This is a genomic window from Chryseobacterium endalhagicum, from assembly GCF_016745235.1.
Classification (GTDB): domain Bacteria; phylum Bacteroidota; class Bacteroidia; order Flavobacteriales; family Weeksellaceae; genus Chryseobacterium; species Chryseobacterium endalhagicum.
The window spans coordinates 219,317-240,608 of sequence record NZ_JAELVM010000003.1 but is presented as its reverse complement, the minus strand read 5'-3'; the positions used below and the strand labels follow the sequence as shown (position 1 = coordinate 240,608).

The 21,292-nt window shown below is 40.3% G+C and carries 20 protein-coding genes; 9 read left to right on the top strand and 11 right to left on the bottom strand.

Annotated features, from left to right (window positions below; genetic code table 11):
• Positions 1-97: 97 nt before the first annotated feature.
• The 3 genes from JET18_RS16850 to JET18_RS16840 form a co-directional block, all read right to left on the bottom strand.
• On the bottom strand, positions 98-604 hold the full coding sequence (locus JET18_RS16850; RefSeq protein ID WP_202092936.1) for a DinB family protein: 507 nt from the start codon (positions 602-604) through the stop codon (positions 98-100).
• 76 nt (positions 605-680) lie between these two features.
• Positions 681-1,841: an FAD-dependent oxidoreductase gene (locus tag JET18_RS16845; protein ID WP_202092935.1), complete on the bottom strand. Its 1,161-nt coding sequence runs from the start codon at positions 1,839-1,841 to the stop codon at positions 681-683.
• Between the two features lie 25 nt (positions 1,842-1,866).
• Positions 1,867-2,625, bottom strand: a complete 759-nt coding sequence (locus JET18_RS16840; RefSeq protein ID WP_202092934.1) for a helix-turn-helix domain-containing protein — start codon at positions 2,623-2,625, stop codon at positions 1,867-1,869.
• Between the two features lie 188 nt (positions 2,626-2,813).
• On the opposite strand from JET18_RS16840, the gene JET18_RS16835 reads away from it, so the two are divergent.
• The 3 genes from JET18_RS16835 (at position 2,814) to JET18_RS16825 (ending at position 5,536) form a co-directional block, all read left to right on the top strand.
• Positions 2,814-3,962 (top strand): tetratricopeptide repeat protein, encoded by a 1,149-nt coding sequence (locus tag JET18_RS16835; protein ID WP_202092933.1) that lies wholly within the window; start codon positions 2,814-2,816, stop codon positions 3,960-3,962.
• A 201-nt stretch (positions 3,963-4,163) separates the two neighbouring features.
• On the top strand, positions 4,164-5,156 hold the full coding sequence (locus tag JET18_RS16830; protein WP_202092931.1) for an MsnO8 family LLM class oxidoreductase: 993 nt from the start codon (positions 4,164-4,166) through the stop codon (positions 5,154-5,156).
• Between the two features lie 17 nt (positions 5,157-5,173).
• The gene (locus JET18_RS16825; protein ID WP_202092929.1) at positions 5,174-5,536 is read left to right on the top strand and encodes a hypothetical protein; all 363 of its coding nucleotides are present in this window, start codon (positions 5,174-5,176) and stop codon (positions 5,534-5,536) included.
• Positions 5,537-5,860: 324 nt separating this feature from the next.
• On the opposite strand, the gene JET18_RS16820 is transcribed toward JET18_RS16825, so the two are convergent.
• The 5 genes from JET18_RS16820 to JET18_RS16800 form a co-directional block, all read right to left on the bottom strand.
• On the bottom strand, positions 5,861-7,993 hold the full coding sequence (locus JET18_RS16820) for a S8 family serine peptidase (protein WP_202092927.1): 2,133 nt from the start codon (positions 7,991-7,993) through the stop codon (positions 5,861-5,863).
• 207 nt (positions 7,994-8,200) lie between these two features.
• Positions 8,201-8,551, bottom strand: a complete 351-nt coding sequence (locus JET18_RS16815) for a 4Fe-4S dicluster domain-containing protein (RefSeq protein ID WP_202092925.1) — start codon at positions 8,549-8,551, stop codon at positions 8,201-8,203.
• Between the two features lie 253 nt (positions 8,552-8,804).
• A complete protein-coding gene (locus JET18_RS16810; RefSeq protein WP_202092923.1) occupies positions 8,805-9,362 on the bottom strand; it encodes an NADPH-dependent FMN reductase in 558 nt (185 codons plus the stop codon).
• Entirely contained in the window at positions 9,359-9,868 is a 510-nt protein-coding gene (locus JET18_RS16805) for a DUF2480 family protein (protein ID WP_202092921.1), read from the bottom strand. The genes JET18_RS16810 and JET18_RS16805 overlap by 4 nt, the downstream gene beginning before the upstream one ends.
• Positions 9,869-9,891: 23 nt before the next feature.
• Positions 9,892-10,518: a superoxide dismutase gene (locus tag JET18_RS16800; protein ID WP_202092919.1), complete on the bottom strand. Its 627-nt coding sequence runs from the start codon at positions 10,516-10,518 to the stop codon at positions 9,892-9,894.
• Between the two features lie 190 nt (positions 10,519-10,708).
• Here JET18_RS16800 and JET18_RS16795 point away from each other — a divergent pair, with 190 nt between their 5' ends.
• Positions 10,709-11,326: a helix-turn-helix transcriptional regulator gene (locus tag JET18_RS16795; RefSeq protein ID WP_202092917.1), complete on the top strand. Its 618-nt coding sequence runs from the start codon at positions 10,709-10,711 to the stop codon at positions 11,324-11,326.
• 274 nt (positions 11,327-11,600) lie between these two features.
• Here JET18_RS16795 and JET18_RS16790 read toward each other — a convergent pair whose 3' ends face one another.
• Positions 11,601-11,990, bottom strand: a complete 390-nt coding sequence (locus JET18_RS16790; protein ID WP_202092916.1) for a hypothetical protein — start codon at positions 11,988-11,990, stop codon at positions 11,601-11,603.
• A gap of 51 nt (positions 11,991-12,041) precedes the next feature.
• Positions 12,042-13,424 (bottom strand): MFS transporter, encoded by a 1,383-nt coding sequence (locus tag JET18_RS16785; protein WP_202092915.1) that lies wholly within the window; start codon positions 13,422-13,424, stop codon positions 12,042-12,044.
• 74 nt (positions 13,425-13,498) lie between these two features.
• Between JET18_RS16785 and JET18_RS16780 the strand changes: the two genes are divergently transcribed.
• From JET18_RS16780 to JET18_RS16770, 3 genes are all read left to right on the top strand, one after another.
• On the top strand, positions 13,499-14,362 hold the full coding sequence (locus JET18_RS16780) for an AraC family transcriptional regulator (RefSeq protein WP_202092914.1): 864 nt from the start codon (positions 13,499-13,501) through the stop codon (positions 14,360-14,362).
• A 198-nt stretch (positions 14,363-14,560) separates the two neighbouring features.
• Positions 14,561-15,049, top strand: coding sequence for a MarR family winged helix-turn-helix transcriptional regulator (locus JET18_RS16775; protein WP_202092913.1), 489 nt, complete (start codon positions 14,561-14,563; stop codon positions 15,047-15,049).
• 1 nt (position 15,050) lies between these two features.
• Entirely contained in the window at positions 15,051-15,815 is a 765-nt protein-coding gene (locus JET18_RS16770; RefSeq protein ID WP_202092910.1) for a hypothetical protein, read from the top strand.
• A 9-nt stretch (positions 15,816-15,824) separates the two neighbouring features.
• Here the strand turns inward: JET18_RS16770 and JET18_RS16765 are convergent, their stop codons facing one another.
• Entirely contained in the window at positions 15,825-16,451 is a 627-nt protein-coding gene (locus JET18_RS16765) for an RNA polymerase sigma factor (protein WP_202092909.1), read from the bottom strand.
• A 241-nt stretch (positions 16,452-16,692) separates the two neighbouring features.
• Between JET18_RS16765 and JET18_RS16760 the strand changes: the two genes are divergently transcribed.
• Both JET18_RS16760 and JET18_RS16755 read left to right on the top strand, forming a co-directional pair.
• A complete protein-coding gene (locus JET18_RS16760) occupies positions 16,693-17,640 on the top strand; it encodes a FecR family protein (RefSeq protein WP_228728581.1) in 948 nt (315 codons plus the stop codon).
• 47 nt (positions 17,641-17,687) lie between these two features.
• Positions 17,688-20,996 (top strand): TonB-dependent receptor, encoded by a 3,309-nt coding sequence (locus JET18_RS16755; protein WP_202092907.1) that lies wholly within the window; start codon positions 17,688-17,690, stop codon positions 20,994-20,996.
• Positions 20,997-21,292 lie beyond the last annotated feature (296 nt).

The following is a 21,292-nucleotide window of genomic DNA, read 5'->3' as shown; positions in this document are numbered from 1 at the left end:
AATTAATCATCACGAATAAATAACGGTCAGAATCTGAGAATTAATTTAAGATAAAAAAACCTTTAAATCAATCAATTGGTTTAAAGGTTTTTTGTTTTTATTTCAGTGTAACGCTCATATCCTGAACTTCCTCAGCTGAAAAACCGTAGATCTGCGGGGTTTTCATATCCAGAAGATTAAGATAAATATACAATTCACCCCTGTGATGGATTTCATGTTCTACCATCGCCCGGAGCCACTTCCAGATCGTAATTTCATGGCCCGGAGGGGTCAGGCATTTACGGTTGAGGTCTTCATCGGAAAGTCCGCGAATCAGGTCAATCGTTTGGATATGCATTTCATTAAAAAAGCTCATGGTAGGGTCATAACCGTCTGCCAGTTCCTTTCCGCAGCCCTGATAAGCACTTTTTCTCCCCGAAATGGTTTCCCCGTACATGTATCTTTCTATCGCTGCAATATGCCTGATTTGATCACCGATTGTGAATTTCCCCTGTTTATAGGAAAAGTCAAGATGTTCAGGCCGAACTGCTTCAAGGAGACGAAGCGTTCTTGCCCGTACCTTTTCATAATAATCAATGAATGATGCTGCAGAGGTAATTTCCATACGTTTGATTTTAAAACGGTAAATTATTGAAAATTAACGGACAGGCAAAAGCTTTTGAACTATTTTCTGTTTAATGCTAATGGCTGCTGAAGAATTCCAGCATATGTTCCAATGCTGTTTCAGAATGCATTCTTTCACCGTTTTCCAGAGATTCCTTTGTGGCTTCAGCCGCTCTTTTCCACATCCGGACCTCATAGCTGGCCATGGCCTCCTCTAAACTGCTGAATTGATCAGAGGTAAGGCATTTACTCAGTTCCAGGGCATCCAGCATCGCCATATTGGCACCTTCTCCTGCAAATGGGGGCATTACATGAGCGGCATCACCAAGAAGCGTAAGATTAGGTTTCGTTTCCCAGGTCTGATCCAATGGCATTGAATAAATAGGCCGTGGGATAAAAGGGACCGCTGCATTTTCAAACAGTTCGGTCCAGACTGGGTTCCATTCAGCATATTCTTTTTTAAACCATTCCATCATCTGCGTTGAATCAGAAAAATCAAGACCGCTTTCTGCTGCCCAGTTTTCGTCAGTCCGGAAACTTGCATAAAACCCAAGATCGCCGCCGCCTTTTTGACCCAGAAGAAGATTCTTACTGTTTCCAAAGGCCATGATTTTACCGTCTTTGATCAGTTCTTTAATATGAGGAGCTGTTTTTTCCGCATGATACACATTTCCTTCCAACATTAAAATTCCGGAGTAGATCGGCTTCAGATCGGTAAGATAAGGACGGATTTTGGAGTTGGCACCATCAGCAGCAATAACGATATCAGCATAAACGGAGGAACCATTCTTGAAATTCAATATCCAGCCTTCATTTTGAGGTTCCATCGAAATAAAATGGCTGTCCCATACCACGGTTTCAGGCCTTAGAGATTCCAGAAGCATATTCCTCAGCGGACCACGGTCTATTTCAGGTCGGAAATGCTCATTTCCGAAATCTTCATCGGGTTTTGTTTCATGATCGCTGTATCTGATTTCTGCATGCTCATTAACGATCAGTAGTTTGTCTGCGCCCGGACGGTAATTCTTTTTAAATTCTGTCAGAAGATCAGCTTCCCTCAGGGCGTCCATTCCGGATCCTTCATGCATATCGAGCGGAGAACCCTGTACCCTTGCATTTTTGTTAAGATCTCTTTCATATACCTTTACATCAGCGTTTTTCAGCTGCAAAAGTCTGGCAAGCATCAGTCCTCCCGGACCGCCGCCTACGATAGCAATTGATTTATGGTCTATTAACATTGTATTCGATTTTACTGATGCAAAATTATTTCTGCTTCAGCACGGATAATAGTATAAATCGGTCATTTTTATTTTTTGATAATTCTTTCGGGGCAACGCCGGAAAATTTTCTGATCTCTTTAATGAAATGGGTCTGGTCCGTAAAATTAAGCTCTGGAAATAATTTTCCTTCTGCAATATGTTCCAGAGATGCCCGGAAGCGTAGAATGGTGCAGTAGGCTTTTAAGGAAAGTCCCAGATATTCATTGAAATAGCGGTTGATCTGCCGGCTGCTCCAAACCGTTTTCTCCGAAAGCTCCTTCACGCTCATCTCACCATTTGACGAATAGATAAGATCGAAAAGTTTCAGTTTTCTTTCGTCTGTTTTTTCAGGCAGCAGTTCGGTTATTTTAGAACATACTTTTTGCTGAAATGCTTCCAGGCTGCCAAGATCAGCAGGTTCCAGATTCCAGAAATCAACGGGAAGGTTTTTACCGCTGTTAAGGAGATCTGCAATAGATGTTTGAAGAATATATTCAACGGCAAGCGGTCTGAAGCTGACGGCAAAAGCGATGGTCTCAGGCGGAATGACCCTTTCTTCAGGTTCTGTTTCCAGGCCAATGAGAAATACACTGAAAGGATCATCCGTCCCGGAACGCATAAAAAACAGATCCACCCTTCCGTCCGGCATGATGACTACTTCTTTGGGTTTATCCGTAGGATTATGGAACATCCCTATGTTTTCGACAAAGCTGTCCAGTGAGCGGTCCGGCTTGATAAATTTACAGTAGAATTCGTCGTTCATGAGAATGCAGGGCTGTTATGTTTTTTGATTTTAGAAAATTAAATTACAAAAAAATTAAGACAATAGACAAGAATAATTATGTTGATTAATTTAACAAAATATCACATATATCTTTATTTCGTGAATAATTAAGGTTTAAAATTTGGAAAATATCCAAATAACTTTTAATTTAGTTTCAAATCACAATTATGAAATTCCGGCTTTTGCTAAGTCTCTTTATTTTCAGTATTCAGCATCTGATCAGCCAGACCATCGATAAGGAAAAACTTCTGGAATATTATGAATCCCAACGTTATGCTGATGCTGCACAATATCTGCAAAGTATGTATCCCAGCGATACAAAAGATACCAAATCCCTGACCCAGATGGCGTACTGCTATATGATGTCCGGAAAACTTCCGGAAGCTGAAAAGAGCTATCTGAAAGTGAATAGCATAGAACCAGAGAATGTTCCCGTATTATTCAGTCTTGCGACGATCAATTCCCGACGAGGAAATAAAGCAAAAGCCAGGGCTTATCTTTCGGAAATTATCCGTCTGGACTCCCTTAATTTCAATGCATGGAAACAGCTGGCAGGCTATGGTGAGAATGCTGATGAAAGATTAAAATACCTTAAAAAAGCCAATACTTTAAACAATACAGATCCTGACGTAGCCTACGATCTTTCTATGACCTACCGGGAGCTGAAACAGTATCCTCAGGCCTACGAAGTTCTCAAAACAGCTATTGCTGCGGATCCGGGGAATTTTACATTACAGCAGGCACAGCTTCCCGTGGCTAATCAGCTGGGCAAATACAGGGAAGTTGTTGAAAATGGCGAAAAATTGCTGAAAGAGAATACGGATGCTAATGTGATCAATGAAATGGGGCAGGCTTATTTTTATTTAAAAGATTATCAGAGGTGTGCAGCGCTTTTCAAAACACTGGAAGATCTTGGAGTCCGAAACGAAGGAACATTGTATTTTATGGCTCTCAGCTACCGTGAACTGAAAGAATATGATAAAGCGGAGATCTATGCTAAAAAGACGATTGATGAAGGGATTTCCAATCATACATCAATTTATTATACGGCTTTAGGAGGAATTTATGAACAGAAAGAACAGTTTTCAAATGCTTTGGAAGCTTATAAAAGAGGTCTTACCTTCAGCAGCAGTCCTACCCTCTATTACCGTCTGGGGCTTCTTTATGATTTCAATCTAAAACAGGCCAAAAATGCGGTCAATTACTATAACCTGTACCTGAAAAATAAACCGGATCCGGAAGAAAAAGATCAGATCGAATATGCAAAAGCACGGATTGCAGCATTAACAACGACTAAAGAGTTAGTCAAAAAATAAAATGATTAATATTTTAAAATACTTTGTTTAGGTTTAGCCTTGCATTATTAAACACAAAGAATTGATTTTAATTTCTTTAAACTAAGATAAACAAAGGCGTTTTACTTATTTCCGCAATACAAAGATTAAAAGTGTATTTTCAGGGATAAAATTTTCACTTAATGCATTAATTTAGCTTTACCATAAAAGCAAGAAGCGGGTATGAAATTAAAATTAGGAATTCTGGATCAGTCACCCACCATTAAAGGAGGAACTTCATTACAGGCGCTGAAGAACAGCATAGATCTTGCCGTTTTTGCTGATCAAGCAGGTTTTCAAAGCGTTATTTATTCCGAACACCATGGTGTAGAAGCTTATGGAAGCTCTAGCCCTGAAATTCTTGCAGCGGTTGTTCTAAGCAAGACCCAGCGCATCAAAGTAGGAACAGGAGGGATTATGATGAAAAACTATTCGGCTTACAAGATTGCAGAATGGACAAAAATGCTGGGCAGCCTTTATCCTGAACGTTTTATTTTAGGACTGGGAAAAGCACCGGGCGGATTAAAAGATGCCGTATCTGCTTTGAATAATCACCGGTCTGTTATTCTAGCCAGCCAGGAAACCAAGCTTGAAGAAATTATACAGTATATTAAAGAAGAGAAAGGAATTTATGAAGGTTTAATGGCTCAGCCGACAAATCTTACCCATCTGCCGGAAATACTTTGGCTGGGTTCCGGAGTTCAATCTGCTTTAGAAGCTGCAAAACATGGTGTAGGCTACTCTTACGCAGACTTTATGAGCAACGAGCTGGCTGCAGAAAGTACCGAAACTTATTTAAATGAATTTGACAGAACTCAATACAGTCCTGTACCTTCACTGCAGGTTGCTGTCGCGGTATCTGTGGCAGAAAATCTGAAGCTGGCTGAAGAAAATGCCTATGGAATGGCGTATCAGTTTCTCCAGGCACGGCATATTCAGGCTCCGGAGGCACTGCTGCCAATTGAGACTATTCGACAGAGAATTTCTGGTTCCGAAGATGAAGATGAATTCTTTAAAATTCTGGATCATATCATTACAGACACTCCCGGGAATATTTCATACAGACTTCAGGAAAAAGCAGATGCTTACAATACGGACGAACTGCTGATCCTTTGTAATATGTATCATGAAAAAGACCGCATGGATACCTATAAAAGTATTATATTGGGCCATTAATAATCAATACATTCTCCATGAGCTATAATATCCAGCTATTCAGCATTCAGACTAAAGAAAAAGAACGGGCAGCCGATGACGACAGCTTTTTTGACCGTGAAGAAAATCTGGTTCCATTAACGGAGCGGCAGATTTCCGGATTAAAAGAACGTCTGCTAAAATATAAATATGAACTGATCAGTGAAGATAATTCGGGATTGCATTTCAATCATCCTGATGAAGATTTCGGAAGCGCTTTGCTTACTGAAAACGGATTGTATTTCAATGCGAGCCTCACGGAAAGTTCTATTTTTGAAGTGGGAATGACTGCTTCTGAATTTACCGATACCGGCGAATTTGCGAAATATGATCCACAGAATGAAGGCTGGGAAGAATTCTAAACTCAATATTTGCAAGGTGATGTATGGTCACGTAATATCAATAATAAAACAGAACAGGAGGGAGGAATAAATTTGTTGATATTCTAAAATGTGTACATGAGAAAAAGAAAGCCTCCTGTCTGCATTGATAAAAAGTATGTTATGAATATTATTTGTTATTTATAATTTCTGGTTTTGATCTTTCTTAAATCGTACTTAAAACTAAAAACAGAACAGGAGGAAGGGGTTAATTTGTATATAGTTGCCTATTTAAAAAGAATACCTCCTGTTTGCTGCTAATAAGAATCTATTATTTTATTTTGAAGAAAGCTTTATCATTTTGAATTATTCTTTAATAATCTTTTTAGAGATATTTGCCTTTCCCGTTTTGATTTCTATGATGTAAATTCCTTTTGCATAAGATGATAAGTCCACAGCCTGATGATCGCTTTTGATAATACCGGTCTGAAGCTTTTTACCCGAAATATCATAAACAGTGTATGCGGACTCTTTTGGAGCATTAACTATTTGGGAGAAATCCTTGGTGACGGCAGGAACTACGGCAATGTCATCATGAAGTTTGGCTGCTTCACCGGTACCCAGAACCTGTGTATATCCTGAAACAAGAATAGAATAATTTTGCGGGGCACTGGCTCCGGTACCGTTTACCAGGGTGCCTTTATTGGTGATTTCAACTCTGTATTCTCTGCCGGCAACGGGAGCATCAATAATTACCTGCTCTACATTATCTACGGTATTATCTCCCTTTGTGGCTGGAGTCATCGGGTTTACAGCATTCAGTTTCCAGGGTTCATAAATGCTTCCGCTGCTGGTGTCAATAATTCTTACATCCAAATCATTGATTAATCTTGAACTTCTGTTATTGTGGGCCTGCTGATAGGTCAGGTCAGCTGGAACAGCGTAAGCCGGATCAATCCATGAAACAGTTACTTTTAATGGTTCACTTCCCGATGCTATCACTCTCTTTTTATTAGGAGTGCCGCTGGTTAATGTTTCATCGTTGAAAATAATAGAATTGTTTGATTTTCCCACCAATAATTCTGCTCCTTTTTTTGCATTAATAAATCCCCATCCGAAATGCGGATCCGGCCCTATATTTCCCGCTTCCAAAGCAGAATGTACCATTAAAGTCTTTGCAGAAGCCGCATTAAGTTCAGCATCACCGAAAAGCTGTTTGTTGATTTGCGCCCAAAGCCCGATAATTCCGGTTACTACAGGCCCTGAATACGAAGTTCCGCTGCCTATTTCCCGATCCTGGCTTCCTATTGTGTCTTCTGCACTTAAAGCACTTCCTACGTTCGTTCCCACAGCTGTAATATCCGGCTTTATTCCGCCGTCGTCTCTTGGCCCTGCGCTGCTGTAACTGGAATGCACTACATCTGTTGCAGCAGTATATCTTCCATCATTGGATGTAATAATATCGGTGGCCCCTACCACGATAATATTTTTAGCTAACGAGCCAATTCCAATACAATCGTATCCGGATCCACAACTTGTATTGGGCAGCGTATCGGTGGATGCGAATGGAATATAATTATCATTATTATCAACATAATATTTTGGAAATGATGAAGTTCCCGGATAAGCTGGTCCGTAGCCATAACTGTTTCCTGCTGATTTCACGATGATATAGGATGGGTTGGTATATACAATCTGGTCATAATTCTGATCCTGGGTAAGGTAGGTGCCCTGAAGATCATAAGATGTACTTGGGCTGGTAAAATCACCTCCCCATACCCATGCATTGACACCGTTTACCTGACCGAAAGTCCATCCGATATCTATCCCGTAAGAGTGATTGGATATTTTGGGCTGTGCGGTTAATATTTTTTGAAAAACAGTGCTTGCAGAAGTATTGCCGGGTAAAGTGGTGGTTAAGAAGGCATAGGAGTCAATGAGTGAATTTTTGGCAATTCCCTGAAAGTTGATGGTCCTGTTACCAATGGTCTGAGTATGGGGTTTGGCCCCGATGAATCCGGCAACCGAAGTGGCATGCCCTCCATACTTCATGGTAGATGCCTCTTTATTGGTAATTCTGTTGGGAAGATTATTGAAGAATTCATGCTCTGCGAACACTCTGCCCGCATTTTCCGAAAATCCTCCATCGAAAATGGTAAATTTAATGTTTTCTCCATTAAAGGAACCTGTTAAACCACTTATAGTTCCACCCTGGATAAAATCCGAATTGGAATTTTTAATTTGATCGCCGTCATGAGCTTTAAGAAAATAAGGTTTTCCTCCCGGAAGAAAACCGGCGAGGCGTCTTCTTTTTTCTTCAATTTCTTTTTGTATCTGAGGTGTTCTTGCCTGGGATCCGTAATGCTTGGTTACATAAGAATCAAACTGTTCGTTATTTTCTTTATTCTGCCTTTCAAATTCCCTTTTTAGCGCATCATTATCTTGTGCAGCAGCTAAAAAAGCCATCAGCATACTGATTAGGAGTAATTGTTTTTTCATATCCAATAGGTTTTAAAATTTTGATGTCAGTAAATGACGGTGCAATTAAAAAAACTTTATTAAGTATATGAAAAGACTGCTATTAAAAACTTGTTAACAGTTTGGAAAATAGTCCGTTTATTTTGTTAGTTTTAAAATGTTTAAGAGTCAGTTAATCAGGGTTTTAATTTTGTAACTATGTTAGTTGTCTGATTTTTTAAATAAACATTATTCCTTATGTAAAAAATGTTGACGGTTGAACAGAGTTTCATCGGTTTCCCGATGTTCAGGATCGTCTACACAACAGTCTACAGGGCAGACGGTTTTACATTGCGGTTCTTCATGGAAACCTTTACATTCAGTACATTTCCCGGGCACGATATAATAAACGTCGTCTGAATAGGCTTGCTGATAAGCACCTGCATCAGCCTCAGAGCCATCCGGGAAAACTACTTTTCCTGCAAGTTTTGTTTTATCCTGCCATCTCCAGTCGATAGCCCCTTCGTAAATTGCCGAGTTGGGACATTCCGGTTCACAGGCACCACAGTTGATGCAGTCATCCGTTATTGTAATAGCCATAAGATTAATTTTTTGAGCGTTGATTTAAAAAGGGATTTCTTTTGACGGGTATGTCTCAGAAATCCCTGTCTAAACATAACTTAAATGAAAAAAACAGTTGGCTGTAAATACTGATCAGATCAGTTTAAACAGTTTACTTATGAATTTGGGTTGATAGAATTGCATTCTATCTTTTGCTAAATCGTCCCTTCGGGACTCTCCTTGGCTTAAATTTGTTTTGAAATTTTTAAGGAATTGTATCTTGATACCAGTTTTATTCTATCTTTTCGATTTTTCTGGAAGTCGCAATACGGATCAGTTTGTTGAATTTATCTGCATACAATGAAGATATTTTCGTTGGTTCTTCCGGGTCAAATAAACCAGGCCGGATCACAGGCACACTGAAAGGAAGCGGCCAGGCCCGGAGAGATTTTGCAATTACATCCATCGTATTGATGCCGTGCATAGCCTGCAGGCCATCTGCCCAGCAGACAAGTCCTACGGTTTTATCGGTAAGATAAGGCTCGTAATATCCTGCGGTAACTTCAAGCCAGTCCAGGCAGTTTTTCATCACTCCCGGAATACTGCCATGATAAAGCGGGGCAAGCCAAAAATGGATATTTGCTTCCAAAAACAGCTGCGTCATGCGCTCTACTGCCAAGGGTGTTTTGGTAAGTGTAACATCAAACAGAGGAATTCCGGAATCTGCCAGCGTAAAAATTTCAGGCTGAACCCCCAATTTTTTAAGTTCTTCTGCAAAATACTGTGAAATCCTTCCTGAAGTAGATTCTGACCTTCTTTCTAAGGAGCCGTTGAATATCATTGCTTTCATGAGTTCTGAGTTTTAAAAATTACTTTCGGCATCCCGATTTCCCCGTACATCAGGCTTTTAACCAAAGGTTTCAGAAGCCCGGCTGCCAGTAAGTAGAGTGAGGGATCATGATCTGCTCTGGCCCTGACTACAACCTTCTGATTTTTATACGATTTCAGGTCTGCATACATGAGGCGGCGTTTCCAGAGATCCAGCAGAATGGTTTCCGCATTGTTTAAATCTGCATACACCGCATAAGGAAAAAGTTTTTCCATTAAGATCATATAGGCCCAGGGCGGAATAATGGCATCCGTAGAGCAGACGATCCCCACAGCTTTATCGTTGTATACAGAAAAATCCACGGCTGCAATTGATTCTTTGAACTCTTTCTCCTTCACAATCATTCCCATAAAAAGATGCTCTCTGATATCCAGTTCTACAATTTCTGTAGTCGGTTTATAGTGTAAAAGATCAAAAGCAATAATTCCCGAAGCTTCAGCTTTATTGATGAAAATTTTCTGTTCCATAATTGATTTTTAATCAATATTGTTTATCTGATTTTTGAAAGGGTTTCTTCATATTTTCTTTCAACAGCTGACCAGTTAAGAACCGACCAGAATGAATCCAGATAATCCGCCCTTTTATTCTGATAGGCCAAATAATAGGCATGTTCCCAAACATCTATTCCAAGGATAGGAAAACCTCTGTTGGCAGACTGGGTATCCATCATCGGATTGTCCTGATTAGGTGTGGAAGTGATAGCCAGTGATCCGTTGAATTTTACAAATAACCATACCCATCCGGAACCGAATTGTCCCAGTCCTGCTTTTTTCATTTCCGCCTTAAAATTGTCAAGATTTTCAAAACCTGAGTTGATCGCTTCAGCCAGCTTGCCCTCAGGATTGAGTTTAGGTTGGGGAGACAGGATTTCCCAGAATAATGAGTGGTTGTAGTGCCCGCCACCATTGTTTCGGACTGCCGGACTGTATTCACTGATCCTTTGCAGAATGGAGTCCAGATCAGTGGAGGTTTCTTCGGATGCTTTTAAGGCAGCATTCAGATTGTCCACATACGCCTGATGATGACGCTGGTGATGAATCGTCATTGTTTCTTTATCTATAAAGGGTTCCAGTGCATCATAGGCATAAGGAAGCTGAGGTAATGTAAATGCGTTCATTATTTTATTTTTTATTAATGTGTTTCAAAGGTAATAATATATTTCAATAAAACAACTTATTGGTTGTTTTATTGAAGACAATTGATTTCTGTTTAACTTGTTTGTTATCATTTATTTACGTATTAAAATCACAAATTATAGAAAATTACTATATTTGTTGTAGAAAATAAAACAACCAAAATATTGTCAAATGAAGAAGCCTGCAGCGGACCGCATCCTGATGTTTTTAAAAATGCGGGGCGAAGCTACATCACTTTTAATCTCCCGGGAACTCGCCATTACAAAGGAAGGAGCACGGAAACATTTACTGAACCTTGCGGAGGAAGGGCTCATTAAATCTGTGGCAAAAAGTGAAGGCGTAGGCAGGCCGTCCACTTATTATATCCTGACTGAAAAAGGACTGTCTCAATTTCCTGATTCACATGCAGATATTACGGTTCAGATTCTTCGTTCCGTTAAAAATCTTTTGGGGGAAAATGCCCTGAACCTGTTGATTAATGACCGGGAGAAAAATACCTATGAACGCTATGAAAAGGCTTTAGCTAAAGCAGAATCTCTGGAGCAGCGTCTGGATGTTCTGGTCAAAGTCCGGAGTGAAGAAGGCTATATGGCAGAATGGACGAAAGAAGGAGGAGACTATTTCCTGATAGAAAATCACTGCCCGATCTGTGCTGCTGCCACTGAATGCCAGGGATTCTGCAGGGCCGAGCTTTCTAATTTTCAAAACCTGATCGGAAAAAACTATCAGGTGGAAAGGGTGAATCATATACTTTCGGGAGGACAGCGGTGTGTGTATAGGATTTCTTGATTGAAAAATTGAAAAATTGAAGAGATTTAAAAATTTAAAGATTTAAAGGATTTTTAATGAATATTCAATGGGAGCGGGCTTTAGCCCGCTTATGTATATTATAGATTTAAAAATTAGATTTAATAGTCAAAAATTCAATAGGGGTGGGCTTTAGCCCACCTAAAAGAAATATCCCGTTCATTCGGCTTTAGCCAAAACCTAAAATTTGCGGAGGTAATTACTGATTACAATTTTTTATCATAATCCACGGAAAACTACAATCACGGCTTGCTTTTTACACAATCCATTTCTCAACAAGATGCAGCCATAAAGCCTTTTCCTCAGCCATCACAAAAACCGCCGATGACTGGCGACGTGTGGTAGTACTTCCCGTGATTTGAATCTCAATATAGGATGCCAATCCATGGCATTCCGTACTTTCAGCCTCGATATTTTCAAGGATAATCGTTCGATCCGGAAATTTTCCATAAGCTCCCGGAAGCCATTCGGAAAATGCAGCCAATGTAATGGAGTTTCCATTGCCGCTGACCATTTTAAAATCCGGGGCAAATCCTGACAGAAGTTTCTGATAAAGCATCTCCCGGTCGGTATTTCCACGGAACCAGGCTTCAATAGCTGTGTGAAATTCTTTGATTTCTGTAATGATTTTTTCTGTGTTGTTCATAAGTATAAATATATCATGTTTTTATTATTAAAAGAGATAAGGGAATTTCGGTTACTGCCTTTTACTGTATTGTAACAGCTTTGTATTAATTAAAATTCCGGTAATCTGAACTGCCGCGATTGCTGAAACAGCCAGGGCAAATGCTTTGGTAAAGCCTATCAGTTCAATAGTGCTGAAAAATAATGTTCCTATAATGGTCCCGCCGGTTACACTTCCGATCTGTATGCTGATGCTGATCAAACCGGAAGCCTGGCCTGCCTTTTCTTTATTGATCAAACCGATAGCTTTCCGCATCATTACAGGCATTATAATACCGTGACCAAGTCCTGCTGTAAAAAGACTGACATCCATTCCTACAGAAGGTTTTCCCTGAAAATAAATGAATAGTGAGGCAAATGAGAACCCTGAAATCAGTAATCCCAGCCCAATATAGATCAAAGTGTGGGTAGAACGTTTTATTCTGGTAACCAGTAACGGTCCGATGAAAAAAGCAATCCCGTAGGGTATAACAGCCAATCCTGTTTCTACCGGATTCCAATGCAGAAATTCTTGCAGATAGTAAGGATAGCAGATAAACAGTCCTGACGTGAAATTATAAAAGAAGATGATAAAAAGACACAGAACAAACGGCCGATCCTGTAAAAGGGAAGGATCTACCAGTACTGGTCTGTTGTTTTTTGCCTCTTTAATTTCATATCTGTAAAAAATCAGCATTAATAAAATTCCGGCTGATAGGACCGCAAAGATCCACCATGCCCAGTGGTATTTCCGCCCGAAAATAATAGGACATATAATCATCAGTAATGAAAGGATTAAAAGCAGCACACCGGGAAAATCTATTTTCTGCCCTTTTTCTTCCCGGTTATTATCCATGGTGAAATGAATGCCGGTAATGCAGATCAGGGTGACAGGAACATTCACCAGAAAAACCGTTTCCCATGAAAAATTCATCCAGTGAAGCTGAAGCAGAAAACCACCCAGCAATTGTCCCGCCACAGAAGCCAGACCGAATACAGAACTGAAAATACTGACAGCTTTTGGCTGCTCACCGCTGCTGAATAAAACCCTGATTGAAGCCAGAACCTGAGGAGCCAGAAAAGAAGCGCCAATTCCCTGAAAAAGCCGGGAAACAATAAGAAATCTGATATCAGGAGAAAAAGCACAGCCTAAGGAGGAAAACAGAAATAGATACAGACCCAGTACAAATATTTTCTTCCTGCCGTAAAGATCACCAAGCCGTCCCCCAAATACCACGAGTGCAGCGTAGGTGAGACCATAGATAGCCACAACCATCTGCAGCTGATGATCACTGGCATTGAAAGCTTTCTGAATATATGGAAGGGCCATATTGACAATGAAGTAATCCAGTGGGGAAAGAAATGCTCCTGCAGTAAGATAACCGAGTGCCTGCCATCGTCTGGGGTAGATATTCATATTTTTTTATGCAAATTTAACCTCCTTTTATACTTGTAAAATTGTACTTTTGGAGGATAAATAAGTACTGGAATATGAAAGTTTTACCCGTTGAGCATATTGATGTGAAAGAAGTCAGATTCTGTCATGAAGAAATTTTGATCAAAACGAAGGCTTTTCTTTCCCTGGTTTATGTTCAGAAGGGAAGTGGAAGGCTTACTTACGACGAAAGGACCATAAGTTTCACAGAATCTAAACTTTTTGTTATTCCCCAGAATCAGTTTTATCATTTTAAAAGTGAGGATGCGCTGTTGACTGTTATTCAATGTCCTGTAGAATTCATTGATAAAATAAGACTGGAAGCCGACCGCATAGAGAGCTGCGAAAATCTCTATAAATTGCAGTACATCAGTAATAATTACCATGCAAGAGCGGGCTGTGTATTCAGAGATAAAGAAGATGAAAGCTTTGCAGAAGCACTTATTACACAGATTGCAAGAGAATATAAAAATAAGACGAACGACTATCTGATCATACGGAACGGTATGTCTATTCTGCTGAATCTTATAGCCCGGAACATCATTGGAAGCGAAACCTCAGAACTGCAGCAGAACAGGAAAGCTTTCTCCATTATGAAGATCATCACTTACATCCAGGAGCATGTGAAGGATAAGGAAAAGCTCAGAATTCAAATGATAGCCGATCATTTTGGAATTTCAAGGAATTATTTCGGAGAATATTTCAAGCAGCAGACAGGCATTGCGTATCAGGAGTATGTACTGGATTACCGCCTGAAACTCGTGGAAACCTATCTGAAATACAGCAGCGTCCGCCTGAGTGAAATCGCTTACGAACTTCAGTTTACGGATGAAAGCCATCTGGCTAAATTTTTCAAAAAACACCGGGGCATGACGCCTAAAGAATTCCGGAAAACTACTTTGAGCAGCGGAGAAAGATAAAGGAAGCCTTGAAAAAATTAAAGACTAATTACAAACTGTTTACAATCAAATTTTACGATAACCAGAAGCAATACTCTGACTGAAATAACTTCCAGCCTCCCTCTTCCATCTCCCAATCCTTCAATCTTTCAAAAAAAATATAAAGTCAACTATATAGTTCGCTTTATATTTATATATTTGTATTCTAATGATTATTAAATGGATCAGGATTTCATTAAAGAACTGGGCTATAAAGCACTGGACAGCAGGCTGAAAAGAATAAGCGACCGGATGTCGCATGATGTAAGAAAATTCTACAAAGAACAGAATATAGATGTAGAACCGAACTGGTATCTGGTGTTTATGCTGCTTCAGAAAAACAAGGAAATGTCTATTATAGATATTGCCGAACCTTTGGGATATTCCCATCCTTCCGTGGTGGCTATTGTAAAAAAAATGGCAGAGAAAAATTACCTCCACATCAGAAAAGACAGTACCGATAAACGAAAGCAGATGGTTTCTCTGACAGAAAAAGCGCAGAACATGCTTCCACAGCTGGAACAGATCTGGGACAGCTGTGAAAACGCTATCCTGCAGGTGCTTTCTGACGAGCTGGGAATTCTGGCTTATCTGGACGGGATAGATTCCCAACTGAAAAACGAATCTTTTCACGACAGGTTTAAAAAACAATATTTAAAAAAGATATAATATGAAAACACTCATTTTTATGGCTGCATTTCTTTTCTGCGGCTTTACGGCTTCCGCTGTCGAGACTAAAATGATGATCAGGGCCAAAGCAAGAGATGCAAAATTTATAGGAAGCTCATTGGGAGGCGCCCATATCATTGTACGGAACAAAGTGAACCGTCAGATATTAGCCGAAGGAAATACCACCGGAAGCACCGGAAATACAGATCTGATCATGAAAACCTCCAAAACACGCGGGACTTCCATTGCTGATCCGCAGACGGCTGGTTTTCTGGCGACAATAGATATTGAAGAACCTGTTTTTGTAAGTATAGAAGTGATTTCACCATTGAACAACAAACAGGCCCAGGCTGTTGTAAGCACCGAGCTCTGGCTGCTTCCGGGAAAAGATATTCTGGGCGACGGCATTATTCTGGAAATTCCCGGATTCATCATTGATATTCTGAAACCACGTACCCATCAGTATATTTCATTGAGCAGTATTAAAGGAAAACCGTTTCCTTTTCAGGCCAATATCGTCATGATGTGCGGCTGTGTCATTGATAAAGGCGGGATCTGGAATTCAGACGAAATGGAAGTGAAAGGAATCCTTAAAAAAGACGGGAAATACCTCAAAGATGTCCATATGTCGCTGGTTTCCACCAATCTTTTTGAAGGAAACGATCTGCTGAATACCCCGGGAAATTATGAGCTGACCTTGTATGCCTATCATGAAAAATCCGGCAATACAGGCGTGGACAAAGTGAATTATGTTGTCTATGAATAAAGGTTCTGCCTAATAATTCGTTAAAATTTCCATCAGCATCAGGATAGATACCAGTTTTTTAGAAGACTGGTATTCCGGATTCAGCTGGTCCCGTATTTCCCCTAAAGCCTTGCTTAATTTATTACTTACCGTTTTATGGCTGATCCCCAGGGCTTCTGCGGTTTCATGAACAGACATATTCCTTCTGATTCTCATATCATACACGCTCTGTTCCGTTGAAGGAAGCTGTGAAACCACCTCATCAATCAAAGTCAGCAGGGTAGAGATCTCGTTTTCTTCGAGAATTTCAAAATATTCCGTATCCGATATTTCTATTTCATTCCCCGTATCAAATTCATCAATACTTATAGTGGACGGTGTCTTTTTTGAACTGTTATAATGATCAATAATCCTGTAATGAAGATACCGGAGCAGGTAGCCTTTTGCACTTTCGGATTCATCGGTCTGTATGGCATCAGTATCTTCCAGAATCTTGATCCATAGGTTCTGCAGCAGTTCTTCAGACATTTCCTTGTCCCTGGTCCTCATGAAAACAAAACGGTACAGACTGTCCCAATACCGCTCATAAAGCAGCATGAATGCAGGACGGTCACCTGATTTTATTTTCTTCAATATTGTATAGTCTGTAAGCTTCATATCGTTGTGACAAAATTACCTAAAGGAAAATTAACTTTTTATGAACTTTGGGGATTCTAAGATTAATTATTTCTGAAAAATATCCCCGGAATGTGAATCAAATGTTGAGAAAGTTTCAAAATTGGTTAAAATTATTAACAAGCTGGTTTTAATGTGAATACAATATTAAGAACCGCCTGGGGAAGTTTTTCATTTTCACAGTCTTATAGATAGAAGTATCTGTGAATACATGAAATATTTTATGAAAAGCCAAAAAAATAAAAATACTGCAGCTTTCGTTTTTAAGCTCTGGCAAAGAGAAGTTTCCGAAGAAAAGATTTCAGAAAAGGAACATGAAATTTTAAACCAATGGACCATCCGTACAGAAAAGGATCTGGACACAATGCATATGAAGGAATCCAAAGAAAGGATTTTATCTGCATTGGAACTGTACTTTATCAAACCGGTAAAAAATACCCCGGTTTATCCGTTGAGGAAATATTTTTACACAGCAGCAGCTGCCATTATACTTCTATTGTCGGTGGGGGGAATTCTTACCTATCAGCAATTCTTTAAAGCGGACTCTTACACCGCCAATTCAGGAAACCGGAAAGTATATCTGGCAGACGGATCTGTAGTAACCCTGCTTAAAGGTGCAGAACTTACTATTGACAAATCATTTCCGGCCTCTACCAGAATTGTCAACCTTAAAGGAGATGCCATATTTTCCGTAGCCAAATCCAAAACACATCCTTTCATTGTACATGCCGATGGGTTCAGCACCAAAGTACTGGGAACCGTTTTTAAGATTTCGCAGTCGGGAAACAGTAAATCTGTGCAGCTGTACGAAGGAAAAGTAGCTGTTTCTTATGGCGGAACCACGGTTTCTTATCTGAAGCCCAACCAGAAGTGGACGAATTTCGGGATCGCCCATACGGCGGCTGTGATATCGCTTACTCAGGAAAATAATACTGGAAAACAGAACGCCAAACTGCTGTCATTAAGTTTCAATGATGTGGTATTCAAAGAAGTGGCTGAAGTGATGCAGACCAACTATAAAATTAAAATCATGTATCCGAAAGAAAGCGCAGACAAGAAGATCACTGCAGATTTTACCGGAGGAACCGCTGATGAGAATATGGAAGCCCTCGCCTTTATCCTGGGACTTGAAGTACATAAAGAAGATCATACCTATACCCTGAAAAAATAAAATCAACCTAAAAAATAAAACTTTTAATCAAAAGAGAAATTGAACATATGAAAAGATTGAAATGCGGTCTTACCGTTGCGGCAGTATTTTTTACGGTAGCAGCCGAAGCACAGGAATTGGTCCAGAAAGTATCATTTTCTGTCCCGGCAAGCAGGCCTCTCATTGAGGTACTGGAAGATTTTGCCGGAAAAACGGGAATGAGGCTTGCCTATTCTAAAACGGATATCAGAGAGCTGAAGGTAAAGGGGGTAAACTGTGAAAATACAACGGTTAATAACTGTCTTAAAGATATTACCAGCGGACTTCCCGTAGCATTCCGTCTCCGTGGGGATCTGATTTCAATAAAATATGAAGGAACAGGAATCTCTGTAGCTGGAGAGGGAAGAATTTCAGGAAAGATTGTGGATGAGGTGGGAAATCCTGTTGCCGGAGCAGAGGTAACGATTGCTAAGAAAACCATTATAACAGATAACAACGGTGATTTTGCCGTAGATCTTCCCTCCGGAATTTATACGCTTACCGTAAAAGCTTCAAAATACAGCCCGCTGAGGGTAGAAAAGCTTTCAGTGAGCAATAATGAAACCAGTACGGTATCATTTGCCATGAGGCAAGCGCCGGATAAAATAACAGATATCAGGGAAGTGGTGATTACCGGAACCCGAAAAGCAGATACGCAGGCCGGACTGCTGGCCCAGCAGAAAAAAGCAGCCCAGATGAGTGACGGGATCTCTGCTGAACAGATTGCAAAAACGCCTGATAATGATGTGGGAGGAACCCTGAAAAGAGTAACAGGAATTACGACGATCGACAATAAATATGTAGTGGTTCGCTCCATGGGAGAACGCTGGAATACGGCTGCGATGGACGGAATCAACCTGCCGAGTACGGAAGCTTATAACCAGAACTTCTCATTTGATATTATTCCTACCGCTATGGTGGAAAGCATCGTGGTAAGCAAAACGGCAACTCCGGATATGAATGCCAGCTTTGCAGGAGGCTACGTAGAAGTAAGAACGAAAGATATTCCTAACGAAGACTTTACAACGGTGAGTGTGGGAACTTCCTATAATGATCAGTCGGCATTTAAAGAATTTCTGACCCGTAAAAGAGGAAAGTATGATTATTTCGGATATGATGACGGAACAAGAGATTTTCCCAAAGGACTTGAACCTACAGACTGGAACAACCCTCTGTTTTTTGAACAGTCTAAAAGATTCACCAATGATAATTTCAGTACGTACAAGACGACCGGTGATATGGGATCCAATATTCAGGTGGCGCTGGGAAGAACGTTTGCCCTTAAAAATAATAACAAATGGGGATTTGCCGGAGCATTTACGGTAAGAAATGAGCAGAATATGCTGGATATTGACCATACGGGAAGAGGAAACTGGCTGGATACCACAGCACCATACGATCCCAACTGGGAAGCGAACGGTACAAGCCCGATTGTATTTTACAACTTCAAAAACAAAGGAGCTTCATACAATTATAATTCTACCGTAGCAGGAATGTTGAATTTCGGGTTGCAGCTGGGGAAAAGCAGAATTTCATTCCGTAATTCCTATACCCATATTTATGATAATACCCTGACCAGAGTGACGGGCTGGAATGAATATACAGGAGGAAGCGGAATGGCAGCCAATGCGGAAACTTCCTATAATTATTTTTACAACGGAGTGATTCCGAATAATAATCCTGCACTCATCAAGGATCTGGACAGGCCTTATACGGATAACACCAATTATCCTATTTACCAGACGCTTCTGCAGAACAAGCTGGAGGGGAATCATAAGGTTGGAAATATGGAAATCAACTGGTTTGCAGCAAGGACAGGCGTGAAATCTGATACGAAAGACTACACACAGTATCTGAGTCAGTATGACTTTGTAGGAAGTGAAATTCTTACCTATCATATTGTTTACAATTCGGCTTCTAATTTTTACAGGGGATATATCGCCAATAAAGAAACAGACTACAATTACGGAGCTTCCCTTAAATGGAATTTTGATAAGGGAAGTTTTAAAAACGATATTAAAGCAGGGTACGCCGGAGTGATAAAAAACAATACCAATCAGCAGGAGAAGTTTTTTTTAAGAGTGGATGAAAACAGGGATGTCCCGAATACTGAAAAAGGCTATATCACAATGTACGGTTCTCTGAATCAGTGGTTTGATGGTTCCAAATATGTTCCGGGAGGAATAGGCTGGCAGACCAGACCTCTGTTTAAGAATGATAAATATGAAGGAAAGGTAACCCAGAATGCTTTTTATGTGATGTTCGACAACCGCTGGAAGAATATATTAAGGTTGGTTTGGGGAGTCCGTGCGGAATATTTTAAGTATGACCTGATTTCCCAGCAGCTGGATCTTTCGGATAATCAAACGGTCAGAAAAGAACCGATTCATGATAAGCCGTGGCAGTGGATGCCTTCCGTGAATTTCACGTACAGCCCGACCAATAAAATCAATGTAAGGTTAGCTTACAACAAAACGGTAATCCGTCCTCAGTTTAATGAAAGAACAGGACTGCCGTACTTTGATCCGGTAGCTAACGGGTTAATTTACAATACGGAAATGACCTCATCAGTCGTGAACAATTATGATTTCAAATTTGAATGGTTTCCCGGTCTTGGAGAAATATTCTCTGCCGGAATTTATTATAAGGACATCGACAGGCCCATTGAGCGTGAAGGCCGCCTTTCAAACGAAGGAAACCTTTTCCTTTACAACGGAAATTCTAAAAATGCAAAGCTGAAAGGAGTAGAAGTGGAAGTCCGCAAAAACCTTGGATTTATTGCTCAGGAATCTTTCCTCGAAAAACTTTTTGTAAGCGGAAACTTCACCTATAACACAACCAAAGTCATTGCTTTCAAAGATCAGTATAAAACGGGTGATAATGGAGAAACTTATGAAGTGGAAAGACCGCTGTACGGCCAGACTCCGTATGCCTATAATTTAGGGATGACCTATGATGGAGGCCGCTTCGGTGCCAGTTTTTTATACAATGCCAAGGGTGATCAGTATATCACCGTAGGATATGATTATAACGGGGAAGAAATACAGCGTCCTTATGCTGTAGCAGATGCCCAGCTTTCCTACAAATTCCTGAAAGACAGAAATCTGGAAGTGAAATTTAATGTCAGAAACCTTTTCAACAGGGTGAAAGAGTTTTATAACAATTTCAATTCCTATTCCGTGCCCAACGGATCGGGAGGAAGTAATATATCTACCGACAGGGAGGCGTGGAAGCTTCTGCCCGGAGCGACTGACAAATATGACAAAGACATTGATAAGATTACATTCCGTGCCTATAGCGGAAGGATATTCGGATTAAGTGTGAACTATACATTTTAAGGACATTATAAAGACAGAATACAAGAGCTCATTGACGCAATGTACAGGTTTCGGATGCCTGAAGAAGAGCCGGATCAATACTGATGAAGCGCACAGCAGTACCGGATCAGAAAAAAAACCGGACGCCGCTGTTTTTCCCGGACAGCAGCGGATAAGCAGGGAACCCCGGCAGGACAGCTCCTCCTGAAATGCAGGGTGAAAATTCAACCAAATCGCAGGAATATAGAGGCGGATGTTCCTAAATATTAAAATTTCCGGTTATAAAAATAACATTACCGGATCTACTAAAAATTATA

What these genes read in the sequence shown, in the direction of transcription:
- JET18_RS16820 (WP_202092927.1), bottom strand. Translation starts at nt 7,993, where the DNA reads ATGAAAAAACAATTACTCCTAATCAGTATGCTGATGGCTTTTTTAGCT.
- JET18_RS16755 (WP_202092907.1), top strand. Translation starts at nt 17,688, where the DNA reads ATGAAAAGATTGAAATGCGGTCTTACCGTTGCGGCAGTATTTTTTACG.
- JET18_RS16840 (WP_202092934.1), bottom strand. Translation starts at nt 2,625, where the DNA reads ATGAACGACGAATTCTACTGTAAATTTATCAAGCCGGACCGCTCACTG.
- JET18_RS16770 (WP_202092910.1), top strand. Translation starts at nt 15,051, where the DNA reads ATGAAAACACTCATTTTTATGGCTGCATTTCTTTTCTGCGGCTTTACG.
- JET18_RS16780 (WP_202092914.1), top strand. Translation starts at nt 13,499, where the DNA reads ATGAAAGTTTTACCCGTTGAGCATATTGATGTGAAAGAAGTCAGATTC.
- JET18_RS16760 (WP_228728581.1), top strand. Translation starts at nt 16,693, where the DNA reads ATGAAAAGCCAAAAAAATAAAAATACTGCAGCTTTCGTTTTTAAGCTC.
- JET18_RS16800 (WP_202092919.1), bottom strand. Translation starts at nt 10,518, where the DNA reads ATGAACGCATTTACATTACCTCAGCTTCCTTATGCCTATGATGCACTG.
- JET18_RS16810 (WP_202092923.1), bottom strand. Translation starts at nt 9,362, where the DNA reads ATGAAAGCAATGATATTCAACGGCTCCTTAGAAAGAAGGTCAGAATCT.
- JET18_RS16830 (WP_202092931.1), top strand. Translation starts at nt 4,164, where the DNA reads ATGAAATTAAAATTAGGAATTCTGGATCAGTCACCCACCATTAAAGGA.
- JET18_RS16845 (WP_202092935.1), bottom strand. Translation starts at nt 1,841, where the DNA reads ATGTTAATAGACCATAAATCAATTGCTATCGTAGGCGGCGGTCCGGGA.
- JET18_RS16835 (WP_202092933.1), top strand. Translation starts at nt 2,814, where the DNA reads ATGAAATTCCGGCTTTTGCTAAGTCTCTTTATTTTCAGTATTCAGCAT.
- JET18_RS16790 (WP_202092916.1), bottom strand. Translation starts at nt 11,990, where the DNA reads ATGAACAACACAGAAAAAATCATTACAGAAATCAAAGAATTTCACACA.
- JET18_RS16825 (WP_202092929.1), top strand. Translation starts at nt 5,174, where the DNA reads ATGAGCTATAATATCCAGCTATTCAGCATTCAGACTAAAGAAAAAGAA.
- JET18_RS16785 (WP_202092915.1), bottom strand. Translation starts at nt 13,424, where the DNA reads ATGAATATCTACCCCAGACGATGGCAGGCACTCGGTTATCTTACTGCA.
- JET18_RS16765 (WP_202092909.1), bottom strand. Translation starts at nt 16,451, where the DNA reads ATGAAGCTTACAGACTATACAATATTGAAGAAAATAAAATCAGGTGAC.
- JET18_RS16775 (WP_202092913.1), top strand. Translation starts at nt 14,561, where the DNA reads ATGGATCAGGATTTCATTAAAGAACTGGGCTATAAAGCACTGGACAGC.
- JET18_RS16815 (WP_202092925.1), bottom strand. Translation starts at nt 8,551, where the DNA reads ATGGCTATTACAATAACGGATGACTGCATCAACTGTGGTGCCTGTGAA.
- JET18_RS16805 (WP_202092921.1), bottom strand. Translation starts at nt 9,868, where the DNA reads ATGGAACAGAAAATTTTCATCAATAAAGCTGAAGCTTCGGGAATTATT.
- JET18_RS16850 (WP_202092936.1), bottom strand. Translation starts at nt 604, where the DNA reads ATGGAAATTACCTCTGCAGCATCATTCATTGATTATTATGAAAAGGTA.
- JET18_RS16795 (WP_202092917.1), top strand. Translation starts at nt 10,709, where the DNA reads ATGAAGAAGCCTGCAGCGGACCGCATCCTGATGTTTTTAAAAATGCGG.